At 44.0% G+C, this 24,333-nt stretch carries 32 protein-coding genes and 2 tRNA genes; 17 read left to right on the top strand and 17 right to left on the bottom strand.

What is annotated here, in order from left to right:
• Positions 1 to 4 precede the first annotated feature (4 nt).
• From METHO_RS10750 to cofD, 11 genes are all read right to left on the bottom strand, one after another.
• A complete protein-coding gene (locus tag METHO_RS10750; protein WP_015325569.1) occupies positions 5 to 547 on the bottom strand; it encodes a copper chaperone Copz family protein in 543 nt (180 codons plus the stop codon).
• A gap of 40 nt (positions 548 to 587) precedes the next feature.
• Positions 588 to 659 (bottom strand) — tRNA-Gly (locus METHO_RS10745).
• 69 nt (positions 660 to 728) lie between these two features.
• On the bottom strand, positions 729 to 1,619 hold the full coding sequence (locus tag METHO_RS10740) for a mechanosensitive ion channel domain-containing protein (RefSeq protein WP_015325568.1): 891 nt from the start codon (positions 1,617 to 1,619) through the stop codon (positions 729 to 731).
• A gap of 97 nt (positions 1,620 to 1,716) precedes the next feature.
• Complete coding sequence (pscS, locus tag METHO_RS10735; RefSeq protein ID WP_015325567.1) at positions 1,717 to 2,880, bottom strand: O-phospho-L-seryl-tRNA:Cys-tRNA synthase; 1,164 nt, start codon at positions 2,878 to 2,880, stop codon at positions 1,717 to 1,719.
• 26 nt (positions 2,881 to 2,906) lie between these two features.
• Positions 2,907 to 3,482: a flavodoxin family protein gene (locus tag METHO_RS10730; RefSeq protein ID WP_015325566.1), complete on the bottom strand. Its 576-nt coding sequence runs from the start codon at positions 3,480 to 3,482 to the stop codon at positions 2,907 to 2,909.
• Between the two features lie 109 nt (positions 3,483 to 3,591).
• Positions 3,592 to 3,870: a DNA-directed RNA polymerase subunit L gene (locus METHO_RS10725; RefSeq protein WP_015325565.1), complete on the bottom strand. Its 279-nt coding sequence runs from the start codon at positions 3,868 to 3,870 to the stop codon at positions 3,592 to 3,594.
• A 28-nt stretch (positions 3,871 to 3,898) separates the two neighbouring features.
• Entirely contained in the window at positions 3,899 to 4,627 is a 729-nt protein-coding gene (locus tag METHO_RS10720) for an exosome complex RNA-binding protein Csl4 (RefSeq protein ID WP_015325564.1), read from the bottom strand.
• A gap of 133 nt (positions 4,628 to 4,760) precedes the next feature.
• Positions 4,761 to 5,363: an METTL5 family protein gene (locus METHO_RS10715; protein WP_015325563.1), complete on the bottom strand. Its 603-nt coding sequence runs from the start codon at positions 5,361 to 5,363 to the stop codon at positions 4,761 to 4,763.
• A gap of 17 nt (positions 5,364 to 5,380) precedes the next feature.
• Complete coding sequence (gene dph2 / locus METHO_RS10710; protein WP_015325562.1) at positions 5,381 to 6,373, bottom strand: diphthamide biosynthesis enzyme Dph2; 993 nt, start codon at positions 6,371 to 6,373, stop codon at positions 5,381 to 5,383.
• Position 6,374: 1 nt separating this feature from the next.
• Positions 6,375 to 6,932: a hypoxanthine/guanine phosphoribosyltransferase gene (hpt, locus tag METHO_RS10705; RefSeq protein ID WP_015325561.1), complete on the bottom strand. Its 558-nt coding sequence runs from the start codon at positions 6,930 to 6,932 to the stop codon at positions 6,375 to 6,377.
• 67 nt (positions 6,933 to 6,999) lie between these two features.
• The gene (gene cofD, locus METHO_RS10700; RefSeq protein ID WP_015325560.1) at positions 7,000 to 7,914 is read right to left on the bottom strand and encodes a 2-phospho-L-lactate transferase; all 915 of its coding nucleotides are present in this window, start codon (positions 7,912 to 7,914) and stop codon (positions 7,000 to 7,002) included.
• Between the two features lie 80 nt (positions 7,915 to 7,994).
• On the opposite strand from cofD, the gene METHO_RS10695 reads away from it, so the two are divergent.
• The 11 genes from METHO_RS10695 (at position 7,995) to METHO_RS10645 (ending at position 14,925) form a co-directional block, all read left to right on the top strand.
• Positions 7,995 to 9,191 carry an HD domain-containing protein gene (locus METHO_RS10695; protein WP_015325559.1) on the top strand — a complete coding sequence of 399 codons (1,197 nt, stop codon included), beginning with the start codon at positions 7,995 to 7,997 and terminating at the stop codon, positions 9,189 to 9,191.
• The gene (gene lpdD, locus METHO_RS10690) at positions 9,188 to 9,544 is read left to right on the top strand and encodes a prenylated flavin chaperone LpdD (RefSeq protein ID WP_015325558.1); all 357 of its coding nucleotides are present in this window, start codon (positions 9,188 to 9,190) and stop codon (positions 9,542 to 9,544) included. The genes METHO_RS10695 and lpdD overlap by 4 nt, the downstream gene beginning before the upstream one ends.
• Positions 9,545 to 9,548: 4 nt before the next feature.
• The gene (locus METHO_RS10685) at positions 9,549 to 10,100 is read left to right on the top strand and encodes a UbiX family flavin prenyltransferase (RefSeq protein WP_015325557.1); all 552 of its coding nucleotides are present in this window, start codon (positions 9,549 to 9,551) and stop codon (positions 10,098 to 10,100) included.
• Between the two features lie 126 nt (positions 10,101 to 10,226).
• A tRNA-Pro gene (locus tag METHO_RS10680) sits at positions 10,227 to 10,304 on the top strand.
• Positions 10,305 to 10,889: 585 nt separating this feature from the next.
• Positions 10,890 to 11,336 carry an AraC family transcriptional regulator gene (locus METHO_RS10675; protein WP_245546287.1) on the top strand — a complete coding sequence of 149 codons (447 nt, stop codon included), beginning with the start codon at positions 10,890 to 10,892 and terminating at the stop codon, positions 11,334 to 11,336.
• 390 nt (positions 11,337 to 11,726) lie between these two features.
• The gene (locus METHO_RS10670; RefSeq protein WP_015325555.1) at positions 11,727 to 12,110 is read left to right on the top strand and encodes a hypothetical protein; all 384 of its coding nucleotides are present in this window, start codon (positions 11,727 to 11,729) and stop codon (positions 12,108 to 12,110) included.
• A 188-nt stretch (positions 12,111 to 12,298) separates the two neighbouring features.
• On the top strand, positions 12,299 to 12,583 hold the full coding sequence (locus METHO_RS10665) for a ubiquitin-like small modifier protein 1 (protein ID WP_015325554.1): 285 nt from the start codon (positions 12,299 to 12,301) through the stop codon (positions 12,581 to 12,583).
• Positions 12,584 to 12,588: 5 nt separating this feature from the next.
• On the top strand, positions 12,589 to 13,779 hold the full coding sequence (locus METHO_RS10660; protein WP_015325553.1) for a molybdopterin molybdotransferase MoeA: 1,191 nt from the start codon (positions 12,589 to 12,591) through the stop codon (positions 13,777 to 13,779).
• A gap of 60 nt (positions 13,780 to 13,839) precedes the next feature.
• Positions 13,840 to 14,214, top strand: coding sequence for a fluoride efflux transporter CrcB (gene crcB, locus METHO_RS10655; protein WP_015325552.1), 375 nt, complete (start codon positions 13,840 to 13,842; stop codon positions 14,212 to 14,214).
• Positions 14,195 to 14,575 (top strand): fluoride efflux transporter FluC, encoded by a 381-nt coding sequence (locus METHO_RS10650; RefSeq protein WP_048831326.1) that lies wholly within the window; start codon positions 14,195 to 14,197, stop codon positions 14,573 to 14,575. The genes crcB and METHO_RS10650 overlap by 20 nt, the downstream gene beginning before the upstream one ends.
• A 23-nt stretch (positions 14,576 to 14,598) precedes the next feature.
• Positions 14,599 to 14,925 (top strand): DUF190 domain-containing protein, encoded by a 327-nt coding sequence (locus METHO_RS10645; protein ID WP_015325550.1) that lies wholly within the window; start codon positions 14,599 to 14,601, stop codon positions 14,923 to 14,925.
• Positions 14,926 to 14,931: 6 nt separating this feature from the next.
• Here the strand turns inward: METHO_RS10645 and METHO_RS10640 are convergent, their stop codons facing one another.
• From METHO_RS10640 to METHO_RS10630, 3 genes are all read right to left on the bottom strand, one after another.
• Complete coding sequence (locus METHO_RS10640) at positions 14,932 to 15,192, bottom strand: YhbY family RNA-binding protein (RefSeq protein ID WP_015325549.1); 261 nt, start codon at positions 15,190 to 15,192, stop codon at positions 14,932 to 14,934.
• A gap of 139 nt (positions 15,193 to 15,331) precedes the next feature.
• Positions 15,332 to 16,033 (bottom strand): RAD55 family ATPase, encoded by a 702-nt coding sequence (locus tag METHO_RS10635; protein WP_015325548.1) that lies wholly within the window; start codon positions 16,031 to 16,033, stop codon positions 15,332 to 15,334.
• A 117-nt stretch (positions 16,034 to 16,150) separates the two neighbouring features.
• On the bottom strand, positions 16,151 to 16,696 hold the full coding sequence (locus METHO_RS10630) for a MogA/MoaB family molybdenum cofactor biosynthesis protein (protein WP_015325547.1): 546 nt from the start codon (positions 16,694 to 16,696) through the stop codon (positions 16,151 to 16,153).
• Positions 16,697 to 16,915: 219 nt separating this feature from the next.
• On the opposite strand from METHO_RS10630, the gene METHO_RS10625 reads away from it, so the two are divergent.
• From METHO_RS10625 to pheS, 6 genes are all read left to right on the top strand, one after another.
• The gene (locus METHO_RS10625; protein WP_015325546.1) at positions 16,916 to 17,434 is read left to right on the top strand and encodes a 50S ribosomal protein L16; all 519 of its coding nucleotides are present in this window, start codon (positions 16,916 to 16,918) and stop codon (positions 17,432 to 17,434) included.
• Between the two features lie 32 nt (positions 17,435 to 17,466).
• Positions 17,467 to 18,075, top strand: a complete 609-nt coding sequence (locus METHO_RS10620; protein WP_015325545.1) for a translation initiation factor IF-2 subunit beta — start codon at positions 17,467 to 17,469, stop codon at positions 18,073 to 18,075.
• 82 nt (positions 18,076 to 18,157) lie between these two features.
• Positions 18,158 to 18,352, top strand: a complete 195-nt coding sequence (locus METHO_RS14170) for an ATPase domain-containing protein (protein WP_015325544.1) — start codon at positions 18,158 to 18,160, stop codon at positions 18,350 to 18,352.
• On the top strand, positions 18,339 to 19,556 hold the full coding sequence (locus METHO_RS10610; RefSeq protein WP_015325543.1) for a radical SAM/SPASM domain-containing protein: 1,218 nt from the start codon (positions 18,339 to 18,341) through the stop codon (positions 19,554 to 19,556). Before METHO_RS14170 ends, METHO_RS10610 begins: the two co-directional genes overlap by 14 nt.
• Before the next feature lie 106 nt (positions 19,557 to 19,662).
• Positions 19,663 to 20,961, top strand: coding sequence for a tryptophan--tRNA ligase (locus tag METHO_RS10605; RefSeq protein ID WP_015325542.1), 1,299 nt, complete (start codon positions 19,663 to 19,665; stop codon positions 20,959 to 20,961).
• A gap of 30 nt (positions 20,962 to 20,991) precedes the next feature.
• Positions 20,992 to 22,470, top strand: coding sequence for a phenylalanine--tRNA ligase subunit alpha (gene pheS / locus METHO_RS10600; protein WP_015325541.1), 1,479 nt, complete (start codon positions 20,992 to 20,994; stop codon positions 22,468 to 22,470).
• Between the two features lie 26 nt (positions 22,471 to 22,496).
• Here pheS and METHO_RS10595 read toward each other — a convergent pair whose 3' ends face one another.
• Genes METHO_RS10595 through larE form a run of 3 tightly spaced genes read right to left on the bottom strand, consistent with a single transcriptional unit; the run spans position 22,497 to position 24,274 of the window.
• Complete coding sequence (locus METHO_RS10595; RefSeq protein WP_015325540.1) at positions 22,497 to 23,042, bottom strand: DUF531 domain-containing protein; 546 nt, start codon at positions 23,040 to 23,042, stop codon at positions 22,497 to 22,499.
• Positions 23,011 to 23,487 (bottom strand): GNAT family N-acetyltransferase, encoded by a 477-nt coding sequence (locus tag METHO_RS10590; RefSeq protein ID WP_015325539.1) that lies wholly within the window; start codon positions 23,485 to 23,487, stop codon positions 23,011 to 23,013. The genes METHO_RS10595 and METHO_RS10590 overlap by 32 nt, the downstream gene beginning before the upstream one ends.
• A complete protein-coding gene (gene larE, locus METHO_RS10585; RefSeq protein ID WP_015325538.1) occupies positions 23,468 to 24,274 on the bottom strand; it encodes an ATP-dependent sacrificial sulfur transferase LarE in 807 nt (268 codons plus the stop codon). The genes METHO_RS10590 and larE overlap by 20 nt, the downstream gene beginning before the upstream one ends.
• Positions 24,275 to 24,333: the final 59 nt, after the last annotated feature.

Here is a 24,333-nt window from a genome sequence, read left to right as displayed (position 1 = left end):
CCTATTACATTTTTTTAGTTGTTTCCAATATTATCCCTTTGTCGATAGCTTTAGTAAATACTTCAGTACAGCACTTACCAGTAGGATTTTTGAGATGACATTGGCATTTTGCTCCCGGATCATATAACTTTTTGATCGTAGCCATATCTGTCATGCCCTGTTCGATCATTGCTCTAATGACCTGTTCTTCAGTTATCTCACTACAGTAACATGCATACTTGGGCTCCGCATCATCCTTGAACCACAATGGTACTGTGATATCACTTTTTTCAAATACCGTTCCTGTTGCGCTATAGTATGCAGCATCACATCCAGGGTTCATGCACAGAAAATAATCCTCAACACCTAGTCTATCCATTAGTTCTTGTTTAATAAGATGTTTAACTGTAATGCTTTTAACATGCTGTCCGGTTTTATTGCACAAAGGGCACAACACATTTTCAGTAAAAAAAATCTTTTCTCCTTTATTGCAAGAACCTATTTTAAGGGGGATAATTGTGCGATCATTATCTTTTTTTTCAGAACTGAAAAGGGAAGTTTTGCTCATATGTTCTCATCTATAGAGTATACACAGGTGATATATGATATGCGACTGCCGGGATTCGAACCCGGGTTCTAGGCTTGGGAAGCCCAGGTCATAGCCACTAAACCACAGCCGCATTCTGAAAAAGCATAATTTATATTACTTCTTTGATTATAGAGTTTGTGGTAAGGCAGCTGGCATTGTTTCAGGCACTGATGTCCAATTCCTGCAGCATCATGGACATAAGGCGGTCTCTCAGGATATCCCTGTCCCCATAGACCGTTTTGAACTCCACAGTGATCTTAACTCCATCGCTGTCACTGTTAAGATAGAAAGTAGCATCGGCACCCTTGAGAGTACTGCCCTTTTCCCTTATCCTTTCAAGTCTGTCAATTATGTCCTTTGGCACATTTTTAAGGTAGAGGTCGAACGTTGACGCGAATTTATAACTCCCATAGTTGCGGATGGGCTTTTCGAGGAAGACCTTATTGGGTACCTTGGTATAGTCTGCATACGTTTCAGGTGATGGATCTATTAAAACATAGAACATGCCGATGTGCTTGACCTGTCCCTCCTCGCCAGCTACATTTATGTAATCACCCATCTTGAATGGTTTCTTTGTCAGCAGCATGAACCATATTATGTAGGAAAGTACCACATCACGGATAGCAAAGGCAAAACCGGTGGCTGTCAAACCTAAAAACAATGCTATATTCTGCATGCCAATACCCATTTGGAGGAATACAACCACTGTAGCCAGCACATACACCAGCAGGACATACAACTTGCTAAGCAGGATCTTTTCTTCAGGTTGTCCGATACCTTCAAATTTACCTGCAATGAAGCTAATGGTCAGTCTTATGAACAGTGTGGCCACACCAAAAGAGACCAAGATCACTATGATACCTTGAATTACCTTCATCAATGTTTCAGGGATGGGTATGATCTCCTGTCGTCCTGCCAGATCTATAGCTATGATGGGTAATATCACTATCATAAAGAGTAATATGGTTTTGTTGAGCTGGTCATGAGTGAGTCTCATCTTTATTTTACTGAGCTTCTCCCTAGAAGGCCGGATAATTGAATCTCTAACCATTGGTATACACTTGTTACGTCTTATATTATACTCTTTTGTTTATAATAATATGGGACTAATATCCGGCGGTAAAAGAAGTAGAAGTAAAGTTTTTCTCTTACTTCTCGTTTTCATACTTCTCAATGATACTCTGGAATGAATCCAGAACGTATTGCAGATTTTCTCTGCCCACCTGGAATGTGCTCAGTTTGAAGTATTTAGTAAGACCCGATTTAATGCCATGGATATTACGTTCCTTAAGTTCCCTGTACAGGAAATACCTTCCCTTCTTTGCCTTCTGGGATATCTCATAGAACACAGGTGCTTCAAAGAACATAAGGTCGTGGTTGTGTGGCTTTTGTCCTTTCTGTATGATCCCCATTTCCTCCAGTTTACCGGAGAACCAGCGTGCATTCTGCACTTCCTGGTCCCAGTTATTCACCCTCTCTACCACATGAGGGAACGAGGCTATCATTGTCATAATGGTGGCGCCTCTGGATGTACATCCCAATAGTTCTATTTCCTTGTTCTTGTTAGTAGGTGACTTCCTGAACACGATGTCGGCATATTCCTTTCTGACACCCAAAAGTCCTATAGGACCTGATGCAGCCATAGATTTATGGCCACTACCTGCTACAAAGTCAGCACCCAGCTTTTTTGCATCCACTGGCATCCTTCCCACAGCATATGCGCCATTGAGCAGCAGAGGCACATCATAATCATGGCATATCTTGGATATACGCTGCACGTCGGTGATGTTCCCATAGTTTCCATCCGGGTAGGTGACCAGAGCCAATGCCGGTGCTTTACCTGTTTCCTTTATAACTTCTTCAATAGCAGTAGCATATCCTTCTACATCTGTCATGTATTCCGGGCTGCCGCTATGAGGCACTTTTTTAATATTTAGTCTGGCCCGCTGAGCAGCAACAACAGAGGAATAATGTGCAACTTCATCCATCACCACATAATCCCCTTCCTGTGCAATAGAATGCATTACTGCAAACTTTGCTTCCCTTGCCCCATGTGTGATTCTCACAGCATCTATATTTAGGAATTCGGGAAGTGCCCCGTGCACAAATTCCTCAATGGGTGGCTTCTTGATCAGGTCCAGCACACCTCCACAGAAGTCGCAGACGGAATAGCCATCTCCCCATTCCAGCAGAGCACGCCTGGCCTCTTCTGTTAACTTGCCTGCGGTCTGCAGGGGATCAATATTAATTGCATCTTTTGTCTCGCGCGGGATGAATCCAAACTTCTTCAGTGCTGCCTCATCAAGTGCCATTATATCTCCTCTGTTTTTACTATAGTTCAAAGATACAGTTTTTTCATCAGCCATGCCATGTTCTGTCCCAGGGTCAGCATTGTACGGATGCCTTCCTCGTCTTTTTGCACATCTCCCGGGGCGCCACCCACACCTATGTTCCAGTACATGGAACCCGGTATGATCATCTGACTAATGGTAAAGAAATTGTTCATGGTGGTGAAAGCGTGGATTGAACCCGCTCTGCGCACTGCTACGACAGATGCACCTACCTTACGTTTGAATAGGTCACCATTGGCTTTTGACACAAAGCCAGCTCTGTCTATAAGAGCTTTCATTTCCGTCGTTATATCTGTGAAGTATGTGGGGGAAGCCAGGATAATTCCATCTGCGTCTATCATTTTCGCAATGCATTCATTCACAAAGTCATCATTGAAGACACATCTCCTATCCTTATTCTCATAACATTTCATACATGCGGTGCATCCAATTGTCTTTTTGCCTCCAATGTGTACAAGCTCGGTTTCTATTCCTTCTTTTTCCAGTTCTTCAAAGACATACTTTATGAGCGTTGCAGTATTGCCTTCTTTTCTGGGACTGCCATTAAATGCCACTACTTTCACGGTATTACATCTCCAGTTGATAAATTCCTTCCAGGTTACAAAGTATCCACTTTGTATAATAAATAATGAATGCCAATATCAAACATTAAAAAAAATGCAGTGGAAATTATTATACGTCCACAGCTTTTCCAAATACGCTGATGAACTCTTCACACTGTGCAACAAGAGTTTCAGCAGCTTCTTTTATTACTATTATAGGATCTGTACCGTCTGTTTTTATGTACAGGATCGGTTCGCTTATGGATACGTGCTTCATATCGTAGGAAGCAGTGTGTATCCTTATATCTTCAAGTAGCACAGATTTAAGCATATTAAGAAGAGTATGTGTCTCACCTTTTATCTCAAGGTGCATTTCATCTTCTGTCTTGTCTATGATCTTTAGTTCCATGGAATTCACCCATATAAGCTAGATTTATTTATACAATGCCAGTTCCATAATCTTGGGAGAGCTTACGTTTTTCTGTTCTTCCGCATTCAGGGCACAACAGTTTGTTATTATCTTTGACCATAACGGTGCGGCAGTTGAAACACTGAGCTTTCATTACACCAAGTTCCTGCTCTGCAGTACTAAGCCTCATATTCTCAGTATTCAAAACCTTTGCTTTGATTATATCTCCTACAGAGAATTCCTCATCGAGTCTTTTACAGTAGGAATCTTTTACATTTGACACGTGTATGGCAGCAATGCCAACTTTCTGGAACTCACGTTCGCCTTCATCCTTTATAGCGGCAATTTCAACAAGTACAACGCTCTCTCTGAGGCTGGTTATACTGCCAACTACGATATCTCCTACGTTAACAGATGGAGGATACTTGGTGCTGGGCACAACGGATATCATACGTGCTTTCCGGTCTATTTTCACAATACCTGTAGAAGCAGCATGGATATCAGCAACATTTAGGAAAGTTCCGATCCCGGGAATAAATTCTTCGGTAGTACCAATGATGTCTCCAGGCATCACAAAGACAAGTTCCCCTTCATCCATGTTCTCCTCCTCTATAACTTTCTTTGGAGGCTTAGTAATGCTTCTCTTAGGCACTTTGGCCACTTTAGCTGCCTCCACTTTCGTTCCCTTTGTCATCTTCTGCTCTATTTCTTCAGAAGACTGTGCACTTTCTGATCCCTCGCCAGAGCCTTTGATCATCCTGCGTGAAACCTTTTTTCTGTTCCTTATCCGAATAAGAATCCCTCATAATGAAGTTAGATCGATATGATTGAACACCGGTTTGCAAGACATATATTTCCCGCTATATAAAGCAGTTGCAAACATCAGCAGATTACGTGCTGCCATCTCGCCGGACTATCCGGTAGATCTCAACCTTGACCAGTTCTACATCCTTTTTATGAAATTTAAATGTTCGTTTTATAGGAAAACCAGTTTCATACCAGTCACTAATGATCGCAGGTTCTATAAAACTCTTAATGAATCTGTGACTTCCGCAATTATGTACGGAATATGTCACATCTGCAACTCTCAGGGCAGTTGAGAGGAAGGGCCTGTCATTACCCTTGCATTGTGCTCCAAACGGCGGGTTCATTATTACTGTATCTGCATGTTCAGGTACACCTGAGATGTCACATTGCACGAATTCCACATCAACTCCCATCATAGATGCGTTCTGTCTTGCTATCTGAAGAGCACTGGGATCCAGATCAAAACCTATTACTCTCTCTGCACCCAGGAGCTTTGCACCAATAGCAAGGACACCGGTGCCACATCCAAGGTCGTATACCGTTCCTTGCAGGTTTCCATGCATGAACGCAAAGTGCAGCACTTCAGCGGCTATTGGGGCAGGTGTGACATATTGTTCCAGGTTTACATCAGGTCTTTCGAACCCTTTTACCTTTTCCAGCATGATTTCAAGTTTTCTCTGCTTCATGTTATTACCAGCACATTTCAGGCAGTGATCTCATCGAATGCCATATCTTCCCATTTCTTCTCACCCAGTACGATCTCCAGTTCCGGTGGAGTAAGCATGGGTGCATTGAAACGGCCAACCTCATCAATAGCAAGCCTCGGACATGCTGTATTCACAAAGGCATCTACTTTGAACTGGAGTAACTGGTCAGGTGTAACAAGGTCCATCATTATGATCCTGGCATCTTTACCATGCCTGCGCACCATGTCCTGTAACCTCAGTGCAAGTGCCATGCGTTCCTGTCCGGGCTTTGAACATACGATTATTCCAAATAGGGCAGCATCAAGTGATCTTCCTATCACTGCACTGCGCTGTTTGAGCACCTTTGAGATATCCAGCTCTCTGACTTCATTTACAAAAGGATCTGCTATGAGCACTCTTCTTCCTGTAGACAATGCCACTCCCATGGGGTGGAAGTAGCCACTTCCTATGTACAGGTATTCATCGCACAACTCGGCCCTTGCCGAGGAAAAGTTACATCCCAATATCTGTCCGGGATATGCTATTTTTGCATCGCCTTTCCCTATCACGCAAACTTTGCCATGGGCCTGTAATATTTCACATGCTGTCTGTAGCTTATGCACGTGCTGTACTGTGGTGATGACCCCTATCCTCTCACCTTCAAGCGCTTTCAGGGACTTGCTCACAACTTGTCCAATATCGGCATTGGACCTTACCTCAATAAAATACACATTTTGTGCATAGCTACTGTCATCAAGCACTGCATGCCCGAAATGGAAGAGTATCTCCACTCTGCGTGCCAGATCAACGTCTATGTCACATGCCCCAAAACATGGATTGCCGGATATAAGCACATGCGCACCGGTGGCTTCTTCGATCTCTAGGGCTATGCCTGCAGCTCTGCGCTTGAAGCCTTCAGGGAACTGTAACCCCACTCTTTTTGCAGTTGTGTCTCTTATTACATCAATGATCTTTGATATCTGAAAATCAAATGCTTCACTGTCTGCCAACCTAGTCCTCCAGTATATGCACGCCATGTTCATCTACATCTATACGCACCAGTGTTGTCACTTCTATGCCTTCTGTTCTAAGGCTTGCAACCCCTTCACCGCGCTCTATGACAACAAAGATACCTGCAATTGTGGCTCCAATGTTCTTCAGCGCCCTTACCAGTGCCAACAAAGTACCACCGGTACTGATCACATCGTCAATTATAAGCACCCTGTCACCTTTTTTTACGCCATTGATGTATAATTCACCTTTAGAATAGCCAGTGCTCTGAGAAAGGGTTACTTCACCTTCCAGTTCATATTTCCTTTTGCGCACAATGGCAAGAGGTATATCGGTCATCAAAGAAACAGTGGTTGCCAGCGGGATGCCCATGGCCTCTATTGTAAGTATCCTGCCCACATCCAGGTCTGCTCTTTCCACAATGTACTCTGCAATCTCTTCCAGAAGCTCCGGTTCCAGTGCAGGAACCCCATCAGAGACCGGATGGATAAAATAATAGTAATCTCCCCTTTTCACAATAGGGATCTCTTTAAAGGACTCGCGTAATATCTCTAGCATCTGAAATACTCCTTGTTTAGATTGCCACATATATGTATACACATATAAAAGAGAGTCTATCTTATGATCAAGTAAAAGCCTCTACTACAAACCTGGCCAGAGCTGTACTTTTATCCGCATTCTTCATGAGGGTATCAGTGATAAGTATCTTACATGCTGCATTCTTCAAAGCAGAGATACCATACTCATCCCTCTCATCCAGTATCATTATGTCCAGGATGTCCCCATAGCAATCGACTACACCGGCAGAAGAGACTTCTAAACCTCTTGCAGCCATCAGCTTTCCGGCTGGTCCGCTCACAGGTTCCTTTCCAATTATGGGACTTACCGCGACAACTTTTTTCTTCTTAAGCAGTTCTTTCATCCCTTGCAAGGCCAGTATGGGTCCGATGCTCGTGATAGGGTTACTGGGTCCGATCAGCACATGATCCTCTTTTTCCAACGCTTCAAGAACATCCGGTGCAATGGATGCTTTTTCGATATCTTCCTGCACAACTTCCAGCACCTCGGGTTTGCCATGTTCCTTCACCCAGAACTCCTGAAAATGCACTTTTCCGGAGGATGTTGTTATCATCGTCTTTACCGGATCATCGGACATGGGCAGTATTGCTGACCGGATACCTAAAGCTCCAGCAAGCTTTTTTGTTGCTTTCGTAAGGGAATAGCCCGCTCTTAAAAGATCGGAACGCATTATATTTGTGGCACGATCCTGGTCACCCAGCCTCATTATTTCGTCATGTCCCAGGGATCTGAGGGCATCAGAGGTCATGAAAGTGTCATTCTTAATTCCCCACCACTTAGCAGTATCAAGTTTACCAGAAAAAAGATAAAGCAAGGTATCGAGATCCGGTGTTACTAGATTTCCGGATACCCACATGTCCTCTGCTGTATTCACAACTATAGTTATCTCTTCTTCAGGAAGTATGTTCCTGAGGCCTTCAATAAGTTTGGGAGTTCCTGTCCCACCGGAAAATATGAGCATGTATGTCCTCGTTTAGTTTTTGATAGAAATTATTTATGATACAGGAACAGCATTATAGTATAAGGGGATATTTAAACAATATGAAGGTTGTTCGTGATCCCATTCACGGTTATATTGAACTCGATGAGCTCATGCTTTCTCTTATAGATTCTCCTCCTATGCAGCGTTTGCGCAGGATAAGGCAACTCGGGCTTTCTAATCTGGTCTACCCCGGTGCCAATCATACACGTTTTGAGCATTCTCTGGGTGTCATGCACCTTGCGACCATATTGACAAGGCAGATCGATTCAGTGTCCCAGCAGGAAAAGGATGAACTGAGAGCTGCAGCTTTGCTCCATGATATAGGGCATGGTCCTCTTTCACATGTAACAGAGAGCTTTATAACTCAATATACACGCCAGAAGCATGAGGATGTGCTTCATTTGCTGCGTAAAGGTGAGATCGCAGAAATATTGGATGCACACGGTCTAAGTTCCACGACCATCCAGAAACACATCAAAGGAGAAACAGACCTTGGCAAGATCCTGAGCAGTGAGATTGATGTGGATCGTATGGATTATCTGGTACGAGATTCTCATTATACGGGTGTTGCATTCGGGTTGGTGGACCATGTAAGGCTCATACATGAGATGCAGTTCTATGAAAACAACCTGGTAGTAGGTTCAGGAGGGGTCAAGGCCGCAGAATCTTTGCTTGTGTCCAGGTTTCTCATGCACCCATCCGTATATTATCACCATGTATCCCGTATAGCAGAAACGATGTGTATCCGTGCTATTGAGGAACTTATACAGAAAAATGCGATCAAGCCCACGGAACTGCGGCAGATGGATGATTCAGACATGTTGCACATCATGCGTTACGATGATGGTCATAGCGGTGATCTGGCCCGACGTCTTGAAGAACGCAAGCTTTATAAAAGGGCTTTGTACGTAGGATTTGAGGAGGTCACAGAGGGCGTTTTGAGGCACAGAGGTAATATACGCAGGATCGAAGCTGAGATCGCATCTATGGCTGGCATCGATCCCACAGATGTGCTCATAGACATACCTCGCTCTCCGGAGATTCCAGAGCTAAAAGCACTTGTGAAGCTCAACGGCAGGATGGTGAGACTTGATGAAGCTTCTTATGTTGTTGCCACGCTTGAGCAGGCTCACTGGGATAACTGGAAGATGGGTGTCTACACTCCAAAGGAGTTCCGCGAAAAAGTGGGAAAAGCTGCGAGGGAGTTCTTTGAGGTAAAAAAGACCACCAAGCAGTTCAGACTCACGGAGTTATGATCGTGATCGAGATCAAAAAAGATGTTGGAAGGATACAGCTCCTTTTAAAAGGGGAGTCTGCAGGAACTGATCTATTCTTTGTGTTATCGGGTGGCAGAGAGCATATAGGTGCTGTTGCCATGGGCATCTATGATCGGGAAAGTCACCGTGCCTCAGCTTCCGTGATCAGTTCCCCGGGGCACAGAGAAGATGAGATCGCTCTGCGCGCAGCAAGGAAGGTCAGTGCTGTAACACAGAGCACAATAGTCTTTATGGTCGGCATCCATGTAGATAATATAACGGTTGATGAGATCCGGGAGATATTGAAGGCTTCAGAGGCAATGATAGATGAGCTTATTGAGAATCTAAGGTGAAAAAATGGAAATTGTAGTAGGGATCAGCGGAGCATCAGGGTCTCTTTACGGCATAAGGCTGCTTGAGATACTTTCTAAGATGGGCATAGTCACACATCTTGTTATAACCAGATCTGCAAGGCAGATCATAGAGATAGAGACTGACTATTCAGTTGTCGAGGTAGAGGATATAGCAAGCTATGTCTATGAGGAAAAAGAGTTCACTGCACCCATAGCCAGTGGATCACACAGGTTTCACGGTATGATCATTGCTCCATGCAGTATGAAGACAGTTGGCTCCATTGCAAATGGCATGTCTGACAACCTTCTAGAAAGAACGGCTGATGTATGCCTCAAGGAAAGACGCAGGCTTGTTATTGTGCCGCGGGAAACTCCATTGAACGAGATACACCTTGAAAACATGTTAAAGCTCACCAGGGCAGGAGCTATCATACTGCCTGCATGCCCGGGCTTCTACTCAAAGCCTAAGAACATTGATGATCTTGTAAACTCCATTGCAGGAAGAGCCCTGGACCTCGCAGGGATAGATAATGACATATATAAAAGATGGAAATAAGGTCTCTGTTTTCTATGACCTTCATTTCTTCACTTTTTGATCTTTTTCTGCCCTGTTTATATTCTTTGACTGATTTCATACGGAAGGTTTTTAATCTATAAAGTCTATTGCAGTGCTTACCCTTTTGGGATAGTAGGGTAGCCTGGTCCATCCTCGAGCGTTTGGGACGCTTGGACTGCGGTTCAAATCCGCGCTATCCCACCAAACTTTTTTTAATAACTTTTCTGATCGTTAGACTCTGTTGTGCATTTATAGATCATTTGGGCTGCTATTAAATTACACGTTATTTTGTATTACCTTTACACACCAAAAGCTCAAAGAGAGCTGATGAGATATGATATCGTTTTTTGCTGAATGATGTGCAGGCACATCCTAATACAAAGCAGATATATCCCTTTTATTGACCCCTCTGCACTCTACTGCACTAGTCTCATTAAATATCTCTTATCTGCACTTAGATGCTGAATATTTTTTGTTCCTATAGATCTAAAAGAGGAAGAATGGCTTAGGAGAAAGTTAAGAATCCAGTTAGTTGTACAATTTTTAATTCCTTTTTTTAGTTCAGTGGTGAAGCAAAAACTTGTGTTTTTTGAAACTGGCTCATTGAAAATTATTTTGTAGCTTTAACATTATACATCAATTTCTGATACTTCGTTTTTATCAAAATTCATGAGCTGGCACTGCAGAAATCTTTGAGATTCCATCTCACGGACAGTTTAACACTTTCACTCAATTTACTATGGGCTTTTATAGCAGATATTACAGAAAATCTCTTGACAATAAAAGCAGGTGATAGGTTTGGAAATTTTAAACGAGCCCGAGATAAAAGAGATAGAAGAAAGGAATGTAGCATATGTTTCATTTGTCGGCAACTATCTGGGAAACACCAACGTCTTTAATGACTTGTTCACTAAACTTCTTGGTTGGGCAGGTCCGAAACAATTGATGGGACCAGATACTATTTTGATGTCTGCCTATCATGATGATCCAAGCGTTACACCTCCGGAAGAACTTAAGCTGGATGTGTGTATGACCATTGAAGATGATATTAAAGTTGAAGGGGAAATAAAAAAGAAAAAGCTTCCCGGGGGAAAGTATGTAGTAATGCGTGCAGAACTGACAGGAGCAGAAGAATATGGTCCTGCATGGGAAAAGGTAGTTGAGTGGATGATACAAAATAACCTTGAAATTGATATGTCCAGGGCAAGTTATGAGATATATTTAAACTCTCCCTGAGAACATCCGGAAAACCATCATATCCTTGATATCTGCATGCCCATCAAGTGAGCCAAGATCAAGGGGTATTACAAAAAGGATTTGATACAGAGCAATCGTTTAAGATATATTTGCCTGGTTCAGTATTATGTAATCCCGCTTGTTTATTTTAACTGAACTAGTTATCATATTTCACTTCTTGCTTTTCGTTTCTCTACTGGGTGCTTATTGAGTGCAAATGACTTATCTCCACTTCACATGGGTCCAGCAGCTCGCCTGGACGAAAGCAACAGGTGTTTCAGGATCTTATTTGTTATTCAAAATAGTTTTTCTACAGGGCTTTCCGAAATAGGATCTATTTGAATATATGGATAAAAGTCTTTAAATAGCATAATTTTGGGAATTAAGAATATGATATATAAATACCTTAAGGTTATTGTTTATGGTTTTCTGGCATGGCTAATACCTTTTGTAGCATCATTGTTTTTCTACACTAAAGAAGGGATACTGACAATTGATGTCTTTTTGTTCAAATCAATTATGATTGTAGTGGGTTCCATCTCAGCTGCATTTCTTTTGATTTCCTACTTTAAGAACATAAATGCAGAATACTACAAAGAAGGGATTGTTGTTGGGTTTACGTGGTTTGCTATAAATGTGCTACTCGATTTACTGATATTGGTCCAGATGTCTGGTATGCCTCTGAGAGATTATTTTTCGCAGATAGGATTGAGGTACGTAGTGATTCCTGTAATGAGTATTACTATTGGGATCGCCTTAAAAAATAAAAAATAAGGGGTTATGTGTTATGGGATCATTAAATGATAAATCGCTTATAGTGCCCTGCGGGATGGTTGCCTGCAAGTAGAGAACTTACTCCATCTCAACCAACCTCCCAAATCATTTCCCATCCCTCTACTCTTCACCTCCTAAACTCCCGCTTCGACACAAGGTTTATCTAATATCTTTATAAATAGAGGCCCATGACAGAGGTTAAGGTAAGGCTCTTTGCAAACCTTAAAGAGATAGCAGGGACTTCTGAGTTGAAGCTCGGGGGCGATACGGTGCTTGAAGTGCTGGAAGCCCTTGTGCGGCAATTTCCCGGCCTTAAGGACAGGATATTTGAAACAACTGCTTCTGATCCCATATTATGCGGATATGTGAATGTTTTTCTCAACGGTGACAATATCACTCATCTTGATGGTCTTGACACCAAGGTCAGTGATTACGATGAGCTGGGCGTATTGCCTCCGGTATCCGGCGGGTGATCTTGATGGACAGGATATTCAAGGAGCGCATGCCCGTCAGCCAGGCAAAAGAGAAATTCCTGGCATCTATTGTTCCTCTTACAAGGACCGAAGATATCAGTATCCGGGATTGTCCCGGCAGGGTGCTGGCCACACACACCATAGCTCCCAGGAATGTGCCTCATTTCAGACGATCCGCAATGGACGGTTATGCCATGAGGGCTGCGGACACTCTGGGAGCATCTCCTCTTAATCCTGTGATGTTACAGCTTTCTGATGTTGTGGAAGAAGGCACATGCACGAGGATAGGCACAGGTCAGCATATGCCTGAAGGCGCTGATGCGGTGATGATGATAGAAGACACTATATCCATGGGGGATATGATCGAAATACGGGCACAGTTACATCCGGGCAAGAATGTGGGCGACATTGGCGAGGATATACGCAAGAATGAGATCCTTTTCAACAAAGGTCATCTGCTTAGGGCATGTGATGTCGGAGTGCTGGCCTCCCTGGGTATCCGGGAAGTAAAAGTGTACTGTAAGCCAGTGGTTGCCATAATTCCGGTTGGCGATGATCTTGTACCTCTCTCGTACACCGAGCTGCCTTCTGCCGGCAAAAACCTGGAAAGCAACAGCCTCATGATAGGACTGTATGTGGAACAATGGGGTGGAGTACCTAAGTATCATAATATAGTGCCTGAGGATACTGCTCAGATCGAACAGGCTATTAAAGAGAACATAGATGCAGATATGCTGATAATTTCCGGTGGCACATCCGTAGGAGAGAAGGACTTCGTGCCCGGAGTTGTAGCTTCCCGGGGAGAACTGCTGGTGCATGGTGTGGGTCTGAGTCCGGGGAAACCCACTGCTCTTGGTCTGGTCAATGGTAAGCCTGTTGTGTGTATGCCAGGGTATCCTGCTGCGGGTCTTGTGGCATTGTTCGTTTTTGGCAGACCCGCACTCAGAAAGGTGGCAAATGCCCCGGATGTGCCCGATGTTATTGTAAAGGCACAGCTGAGCTCCAAGGTCACTTCGAGGGAAGGTTATCTCAGTTACGCGAGAGTGATACTCGATGGCAGGACTGCACATCCTCTGATGACTGCAGGCGCCGGTATTCTTAGTTCCATTGCCAAATCCCAGGGATTCGTTATCATAACGGAACATGTCGAAGGATATGAAAAAGACAGCGAAGTCGATGTCGTGCTGATCGAATAGTGACCGGGTAGTAACAGACTCGTAGTTGGGCAGTAACTGAATAGTAACTGAGTAGTAAGAATGTCCAGAGACTGGGATCTCAAGGATCTGCTTGTAATTGGCTGCGGTGGATTTCTGGGTGCAGTGGCCAGGTTCGCGTTCTATCAGAGCCTGACATCTGTTAAAGGAACTCTGGCTGTTAATGTCCTGGGGAGCTTTTGCCTGGGCTTGCTTATGTATCACAGTGATTATCTGGGTTATGTTCCTCCCCGCACCCGCCTGTTCCTTGGCATCGGTTTTTTGGGCTCGTTCACGACATTTTCAAGTTTTGCAGTGTATGCTTTCCAGATGAGCTTTATAACTTCTCTGATATTCATGTGTGCCAATATACTGCCAGGCCTGTTGGGTGTTCTCCTGGGGCGAGCCTGTATTATCTATCTGGGAAGGAGGCGATAGCACGTCATACTCCGCCTTATTGCTTGTTGGCATCGGCGGCACTATAGGTGCAATTTTGCGCTACCTTGTAGCCGGAGCAATGCCGAGGCTATCTGTGATCCCTGCAGGCACTCTGACGGTGAACGTTGTTGGGAGCTTCATACTCTCCTGTCTGACCTTCTCAGGAGCCAATGGCGGGATCTTATACTTAGTGAACATCGGCATACTGGGCTCCTTCACCACATTCTCCACTTTCTCGTATGAGAGTTTTCGTCTGCTGGAGGAGAACGAACTAAGTTATTTTGTTCTCAATATAGGACTCAACCTGGTCATATGCCTGGCATCCGTGAAGGCAGGCCAGTTGCTGGTAAACTTAATCTAATAAGTGTCAGATAATAAAATATAATGAAGCATGTTATCCTTAGGATATACCTGAGCGAAAAGGATTCGTATCGTGGAAAGGCTGCATATCATGCTGTGATCGAATTCTTTAAAAAAGCAGGCATAGCGGGAGTAACTGTACATCATTGTATAGCAGGTTATGGTGTGGATCATGTGATCCATACGGCAAATGTGCTAAGGCTTGGTGCAGACCTGCCCATAATAGTGCAGGCAGTTGATGCGGAGGATAAGATCCGGTCAATAATCCCAAAACTGCGCCAGATGCTTCCGCGTGAGCTAATGATACTGCAGGAAGTGGAGGTAATACCTCCTTCAGTGGTTCATAAATAACCTTATTCACCTGTACAGTACTACGTTATTACCTCTTATTTCTATTATTTGAGAGGCTGTGACCTGTGCAAGTTCTCCGGCTATTGTTGTTGTATCTTTTTCTTCTCTGGAGCTTTTTAGCATTTTTATTTTGATCAGGCGGTTGGCTTTAAGATGCTTCCTTATTTCTTCCACCACTGCATCAGTAATTCCGTTCTTACCAATGTTCATTATGGGTTTCAGTTGTGAAGCTTCTACTTTTAGTTTGTATAATTTGTCTTTGTCCATGGGTATCCTCAATTATCTTAATGTTCAAATATCCTGTGATATAAAAGAGTAGTACTATACAATTGGTACAATGTGAATTGTATATCAATTGATAGAAATGAGTAATAGATTGAAATATATTTTTGTGGGTAGCCTTCCTTTATTTGCATTCTTTTAGTTTCAGGTGGCTGCCTTCGATCTCATACTCAAACCAGGGAGTTGGCTTTGGTGTCAATCCCACTACACGCAAGCAGTGATGTTCGCCACTTGCATGGATCTCTATCATGCCATCAAAAAGCTGCTGGAGGGTAGTTATGGCTTGAAGATCATGCATTCCATCCTCTACTACGTATATTCCTAATCCATTTGCTGCTTTCATTCTTCCGGTGAACACATGAAGAAATTTGAACACAGTCTGCAGGTTGGAATACATGAGGATCGTTGAAAGGGAGTTTATACAAAGTCTGTTCTGAGGTACTTTTTTTTTCAGCACAAAGTCCTCAAAGAACTGGCTGATCTTAACTCCAATGCCTGTCAGATCCACCGGGCTTGAAGCACGTTTTATCCTCTCTGTTTCAGAAGCCCCCATTCCAAGTGTCTTGGTAACGCAATCAACTATGCCTATATTAGCTTCTGATATATTTATTTCATTACGATCGAACCACTCGAAGAACCTCTCACCTGTTTCTCTGGTGGATACGATTATGGATGAATTACCATTGATAAAGCCGCTATAAACGATCAAGTTAAGGAGCTCATCTTTAGAACTCATAGGAGGACCTATCATCATGATATTGGTTCCCTCCCTGATTTCACCAAGGATCTCATCTAGCTCTTTGATGCCTAATGAATATCCTGCCATGCACAACCTTCTGAAAGATCCTATTTATTATTTGTCCTTATTATCTATCTAACTGTCAAATTGTTGTCATAAATAATATCTTTACTGGTATATAACAGGTATTATAAAAACTTCCTTTCACGCTACCTTTCCAACATGCTTCAAAATATGACCTGCTTCAGGCAGGATTACTTCAGAAAACGCGAGATCCACTGCGTTTGGTGAACCCGGAAGACAAAATATCACTTTGTTTCCCACTATGCCAGCACAAGCTCTTGTGAGGACCACAGAACTGCCGATCTGTCCTATACTGAGGTATCTGAAGTATTCTCCAAAACCATGTATTTCCTTGTGGAACAGAGGAGATATAGCTTCTATGGTCACATCGTCAGGACTTAATCCGGTGCCACCGCTGGTCACTATAACGTCTACATCCTCGTCTATCATACGGGAGATCAGATCCCGGATAAATACTGTATCGTCGGGAACCAATGAATACGATATAACCTCATGCCCGTTATCCTTGACTTTGGTGTACATCCGATCTCCGGACAGGTCTTCAGCCTCCTGTGGCGATCTTGCACGACCATATTTTTCGAACCTCGATGTTGAAACGGTTATGAGCGCAAATCGTATATTTTCTTTTATAGATATTTTGTGGGATCGTGGTGTTGAGGATTGCATAATAGTGTTTATTGAAGAATAATCTATATGAATCACTCGATGCGCGGCAGGATCAATGGATACTGGGCAATAAGGCTTATAAACTACAAGGTAGTAAAGGAAAAGCCTCTACTCTAAGTAATTTGCCAGAGGGCTCAACAGATTCAAATACCTACATTATCTATAAGGACCCAGATTCTATTCTGAGGACTTAGTCATAAATTAAAGGAGATTTTATTCATGGTAAGAAAGCCAGCAAGTATGTACAGGAACGTCAGACAACGTTCATTCACCCGCAGGAAATACATGGGTGGTGTTCCGGGAAGCCAGGTCATTCACTACGATATGGGTAGCAAAACTGAAGATTTCCCCGTAAAAATCTCTCTCATTGTGAAAGAGAGATGCCAGATCAGGCATACTGCTCTTGAAGCTGCACGTATCACTGCCAACAGGGCTATAACGACTGCAGCCGGTCGTACAGGTTTCCATTTGAAGCTCAGAGTGTATCCCCATGAAGTTCTAAGAGAGAATAAGCAGGCAACTGGTGCAGGTGCAGACCGTGTATCAAGCGGTATGAGGGGTGCCTACGGGAAAAATGTAGGAACTGCTGCCAGGATGTCTGCCGGGCAGAAGATCTTTACGATATCCGTGAACAAAGAGAATTATGCTATCGCTAAGGATGCACTGAGACGTGCCGGTCATAAACTTCCCACTCCGGTGAGGATAGTAATTGACCAGGGACTTGAACTTGTACAGTAAATCTTTATACCCGGTGTTCCTGAGGTATTAATATGGATAGCTATGAGAAGTTGCTTGACCGCGCGTTGGCCGATCTGCCTGACATGGAAACCACTGGTGAACGTTTTGTGGTCCCCGAACCCAGGTTAATGGTTGAAGGAAAAACTACCCTCCTGGATAATTTTGGCAACATAGCGGATGTATTCAACAGGGACCCGGACCACTTGATGAAGTACATGACCCGGGAACTCGGTACGGCAGGCAAAATAGAGGGAAATAGAGCTGTATTTCAGGGCCGTTTCACTAAAGAGATGATAAAATCCAACATAGATGCTTATGTTGAAGAATATGTCATCTGTTCTGAATGTGGTCGTCCGGATACGCAGCTTGTCAAAGTCGACAGGGTACTTATGCTCAGGTGTTCGGCATGTGGTGGTCACAGGCCAGTTAAAAAGAGACGTGCAGTAGCTCAGGCTCCGAAAAATGAGCTCGAAGAAGGAAAGGAATATGAACTGATGATAGATTCCGTCGGTTCGAAAGGTGATGGGATAGCTAAATTATCCAAGTACACTATATTCGTTCCTAACACCTCAAAAGGGCAAACCGTTAAAGCCAGGATCAAGAGAATCAGCGGTAATCTTGCCTTTGCAGAAAGGGTTTGAAAGGCAATAGACAGGCATAAAGGATATTGGATTGTATATATCATATATAATCCCCTATCCAATATTACTTGAAGGTTCTTTTATGAGAGTGCCTACAGGGATACCTGGTTTTGATGAACTGATCAAAGGCGGTTTTATCGAAGATGATGTGATTCTGCTCGCCGGGGGGCCGGGTGCAGGGATAGTTATTGATCCTCGCGGCTCTCTCCGGGGTCAGAAAGGAGATGTTTTCCGCAGCACTCCTCAAAAAAAGGAGCATATAGATGAATTCTGCTGAATATTCCATAAACAGTCCTGAAAATGATATCACTCTTGTATCTATATCCGGGCTCACCATTAAATTACATAAGAATGATGTGTTTCTCAAACTTGAAGCAAAAGGTCCCCTCAAAAGGGCATGTACTCCTTTTCTGAATATGATCAACTCCCGTCTTAAGGACGAAAAGCCTGCTCTTGTAACGGAAGACTATATCGTGGCTTCCACGTGGCTTCCTCCTATTCCGGGTAAAGTTTTTAACAGGTTGTTGCTTGCAGAGGTCCAGACCGCACTTGGCAGGTATGTACCAGAGACTGTATCCTTTGAGATCACACGCAAATGTAAGTGCCAGTGTGCGCATTGTGTGATAAGTGGTGGAGAGGGCGAACTTGACACTTCCTCTGTGAAAAAAGTCATTGATGAAGCATTGGACATGGGAGCTTTCATAATCACTTTTACGGAGGGAGACCCCATGCTTCGCGAGGACATATTCGAGCTTATAGAATATGTTGATAAGGAGCGTGCCATCGTCAATATGTACACTCCAGGTACTGAAATGACTCCGGAGGCCGCAAGGAGGCTCAAAGAAGCAGGACTGTATAATCTTCTGATTAGTATATATTCCACTGAGCCACGGAAACATGATGAGGTCCGCAGGCTTGAAGGTGCATTTGAAAAGGCAACCTCTGCTATGAAAATAGGACTTGAGGCCGGATTGCTGGTTACAATGTGTACACACGTTTCTCCCGGGAATATTGATGAGCTGCCTGCGATGTATGAAATGGCAACATCTTTGGGCGTACATGAATTTTCTCTGTGGGAAAGCATTCCCAAGAAACCGGAAGATCCCATACTTTCCGATCTGCAGCGTAAAGAGATCCTAGACATGTATCGGCGTATCAATTCCTCAAAGGGTGGACCGCGCATATTCGCAAATACGTACTTTGAAGGACGTATGCTGGGATGCATGGCTGGACAGCGCTGGCTACATGTATGTGTCGAAGGTTCTGTAAAAGCATGTCCTTATATTCCTTTCAGTTATGGTAATGTCAGTGAAGAGTCTCTGAAGACTATATGGAAAAGGATACGCAAAAGCCCATATTACAGGGGAGAGCGTTATACCTGCAAAATGCATGAGCCTGCATTTCTTGAACTGGTGAGAGGTATCCCGCAGGATGAGTCTGCACCATATGATTTCAGGTTGCTGGAAAAAGAACCCAGATGATCTCCATCTGCAATAAGAACATTTACATATAACTACGTGTTTCTACTATTGCCAGGTAGCCAGCGGCATACATGATATATCAATATACACAGGACCTAGATCCCTCATGAATGTAAAAATAGATCCATGGAGTTCAACTAACATCGTAGATTATTCCAAATTATTTGAGGAATTTGGTATAATGCCGTTCGATGATCTATATCCTCGCATAGACAATCCTCACAGGTTAATGCGCAGAAAAGTGATCTTCGGCCATCGCAGTTATGAGTATGTGCTTGATGCAATGCAGAATAAGGAACCATTTGCTGTAATGAGCGGATTCATGCCCTCCGGGCATATACATCTTGGTCATAAGATGGTTATGGAGGAAATTATATGGCATCAGCAGAAAGGTGCAGACGCTTTTGTAGGGATAGCTGATCGTGAAGCTCATTCGGTAAGGGGTATATCGTGGGAGAAATGCAGGGATACGGGCATCAATGAGTATATTGTAAGCTTAATAGCTCTTGGTTTTGAACCTCATGGGCACATTTATTTCCAGTCGTCTTCGGATAATGTGAAAGACCTTTCTTTTGAGCTTGGCTCAAAGGCAAACTTTTCAGAACTAAGTGCCATCTATGGGTTCACAGGGGAAACAAGCGTTTCCCATATGGTCAGTGCAATAACTCAAAGTGCTGATATTCTTCATCCCCAACTTGAGGATCATGGGGGTCCAAAGCCAACTGTTATCCCTGTAGGCGCTGACCAGGACCCTCATATGCGTCTTACCCGGGGACTTGCCCATAAAATGAACATGTTCAAAATAGAGGGCAGAGAAAATAAAGACGGGCAACATTATTTTAGTATACGCAGTAAAGCAGCTCCCCAGGGGGCACTGGAGGAACTGCATGATACTATTCCCGGAAACACAAAGCTCTTCGAAGGTCATCTGGATGTTCTTGGTGCTGATAACTTTGAGGAATTGCTAAGGACTGTCAGGGATGTTGAACTGCGTTATGGGGGATATGCTTTCGTACCGCCTGCATCCACCTACCATCGCTTCATGTCCGGCCTACAGGGCGGAAAGATGTCAAGCAGTATTCCTGAAAGCCATATAGCTCTTCTTGACGATCCCAGAGAAGGTGCAAAAAAAGTAAAGCGTGCAAAGACAGGAGGGCGCATTAGCCTTGAAGAGCAAAAAAAACTGGGTGGTGAGCCAGATAAATGTTCTGTATATGATCTTTTGCTTTTCCACCTCCTAGAAGATGACCAGGAACTTTTACAGATACATGAAGCATGTGTCACAGGCCAGAGGACCTGTGGCAGTTGTAAGAACCTTGCTGCAGAAAGGATGGAGAAGTTCCTGAAGGAACACCAGGAGAAAAGAGAACTTGCAAGGGAAAGGCTTGATGAGTACTGTTTATGAATTCAACTATCATTTACATAAGGTGTGACAATGAACCGCCAGTATAATCTTACTACTAATGAGAAAATTGTTCTGATCGATCTTGGGAAGCAAGGTAATTTGAGTCCTACAGAACTTGCGCAGATGTCCGGACTTAAGGTAGAGACTGTTGCCCAGTCTGCTTTTATGCTACAGGAGAAAGGGCTTGCTGATGTCTCCGAGCAGATCATAGAGTCTTATAACCTTACCTCGGAGGGTGACGAGTATGCGAGGTGTGGTCTTCCTGAGAGACAAATGATCTCAGCAATGTCTGGTCCTACTTCTCTGGAAGAGCTCAAGGAGAAAGTATCACCTAAAATCGTGGGCATTGCTACTGGCTGGGTCCGCCGTAAAGGATGGGCAAATATAGAACAGGGAAGTGTCATCCCTTCAGGTAAGGCAGAGGTGGGAAATGATGAAAAGGCTCTTGCCAGTTTAAGAAGTGGAAAAGTTGCACTTGACCAGTTGGGAGTGGACAACACTATTATTCAGGATCTCATTAAACGTAAACTTGTTGTCAGAAATGAAGAGAAGTTAAGGTCCATCGTTCTGACTTCTGCAGGTAAGGAACTAGTGCTTGAGGGCATAACTATCGAGGAAGAGGTCACCCAGATCACTTCCGAGATGCTCAAAAGTGGAGAATGGAAAGAGAAAAACTTCAGATCTTATAATATTCATACGCCTCCTCGTGCTGTTTATGCTGCCAAGGTACATCCTTACCAGCGCCTTATCGATCAGATGCGCCAGATCTTCCTGGAAATGGGCTTCACTGAAATAAAAGGAGATATTGTGCAGAGCTCTTTCTGGAACTTTGACGCTTTGTTCCAGCCCCAGGACCATCCTGCAAGGGAGATGCAGGATACCTTCCACCTTAAAGAAACCTCAGAACTTCCTGAGGAGTACAAAGACAAGGTATGTGCCATGCATGAGCATGGAGGAGATCTTGCATCAAAGGGATGGGGTGGCAAGTGGAGCGAGGATATCGCCTGCAAGAATGTTCTGAGAACTCATACCACTGCTGTGACTATCAAATACCTTGCAGATAATCCCAAGCCACCTATCAAGGCATTCTCCATTGACAGGGCATACAGGCGTGAAACCATTGATCCTACCCACACACCGGAATTCGAGCAACTGGAAGGTGTGGTGATGGACAAGGATATGACCTTTGCCCATCTCCTAGGCTTGCTTTCGGAGTTCTATCACAGAATGGGTTTCAAGGATGTGCGCTTCAGGCCGGGTTATTTCCCATATACTGAACCCAGTGTGGAACCCGAGGTCTACGTTGAAGGACTTGGCTGGGTAGAGCTTGGAGGTGCAGGCGTGTTCAGGAAGGAAGTTACACATCCTCTTGGTATTAATTACCCCGTGCTTGCCTGGGGTTTGGGAGTAAGCCGCTTGGCAATGCTCAAGCTGGAACTTAAGGACCTGCGTGAGCTATATCAGTCCGATATCGACTGGCTGCGCAAGACACCTTCTCCGAGGCTCTGAGAGCCTTGTTTTTTTTTTATCCGCCCTCAAAACTGAGATTTCGGCTCTTGCTTAGTATGCACCATGCCCATTATATACGCAGGAATGCACCCAATGGCTGTGCAGGTTTCCAGGGATATTCCGGCTGAGGTGATATCAAGGTGCAGTGGTGCCTGTTCGAACATCTCTTTTGGAAGGCCTTTCCTGCCAAGGCCGACAAGCAGCAGGTATGAGCTTTTCCTGAGTATTCCGCTTGCTATTTCTTCTGGATTTATGGCACGTTTCTTTTCAGGTTTAGAGGTGGTTACGACCGCTGTCCCGAACTGGGGTTGAAAGCCCTTTTTAGGCAGATCGAACACAAAGAAATGGCCTTTCTCATGCAGCAGGCGGAGATATTTACCCGATTCACCTATGGTGGTCTTATCAGTAACATATTCCACAAGTTCTTCAGCAGTCATACTGAAAGGAAAATCATACAGTGCAAGTCGAAATCCAAACGCATGGCAAATGGGAGCTGCCCTGGCGATGGCACGGTAGTGAGCATCAAGTACTTTGATTTTGTCATAGGTATTGATTATTCCCATTGTCAGCATATTCTTCTCTCCGCAGTTCCAGACGCATAACAGCTTGTTTGCAGTTGTTAAACCTATCGCAACCTGCACAATCGGCCCACAATTCCTTTTTCATATTGTTTTCCAGAGCTACGAATCCCACCTTTTCAAAAAAGCCCGGGACGGTGGTCCGCACATATATGCACTTTTGACCTTTGCATAGGGTAAGCCCAAGTTCCCTGGCAAGCAATGCACCTATGCCTTTCCCTTTGTAATTAGGGTGGACTGCAATGGTATGCAGCTCAGGACACTCCGTATACTTGAAGCAGGCAATACCAATTATCCTGTTTTGTAGCGTTGCCACAATACAATCGCTGTATTCCAGTCCATCCGTATCCAGAAAATATGTGGAAGCAATGCATTTGATATCCTGCATATCCTGCTCTGTGGCAGGCCGGAAGCCAACATCACCTGCTGATAACTTCATCAAGGCTTCCACTCCTGAAACCTTCGAGATCAAGGGCTACGTAATGAAACCCGAGTCTTTTAAGCTCATTTACAATATCATCTTTCCTTTGCAGCACAGCAGGAAGATCAGAAGGCTTTACTTCTATCCTTGCAACATCTCCGTGATACCGGACTCTGAATTGAGTAAAACCCATGGATGATAAGTATTCTTCTGCAGACCTTACTCTTGCAATGATCTCAACTGTGATCTTCTTTCCATAGGGGATGCGTGATGCAAGGCATGGTGAAGAAGGTTTGAAGGCAATAGACATTCCCCTATATTCTGCCATTTGCCTGATCTCGTCTTTGGTCACCGCGAACTGCAGGAAAGGTGACATGATCCTATCAGCCATTTCTTCAACGGCCTGCATGCCAGGACGATGACCTCGTGTTTCCGTGATGTTCGTGCCTTCTATCACAACTTCATATCCTCCCTCGTCGGCAACCCTAAAAAGGGTTTCAAGAACGGACTGCTTGCAGTGGTAACACCTGTCAGGTGAGTTCTCTACAAAACCGGGTACATTGAACTCATCAAAATCTACTACTTTGTGTTTTATTCCAATCTCTCTGGCAACATCTTTTGCCCTTTGCAGTTCCCCTGCCGGCAAAGAGTGCATATTGATAGTCACTGCCAGTGCATTATCTCCCAGTGCTTCCAAGGCAAGGGCTGCAAGGACGGAACTGTCCACTCCACCTGAAAATGCCACCAATACTCTTCTCTTTGAAGCAAGTGCTTCCTTTATCTGTTGTATTTTGCCAAGGAACATCTGGTAATGTCTATCTCGGAAGATGTATATCTATACCTCGCAGACCACAAGATAATATA

It is taken from the genome of Methanomethylovorans hollandica DSM 15978 (assembly GCF_000328665.1).
GTDB lineage: Archaea > Halobacteriota > Methanosarcinia > Methanosarcinales > Methanosarcinaceae > Methanomethylovorans > Methanomethylovorans hollandica.
This window is presented reverse-complemented; position numbering and strand designations above follow the sequence as displayed.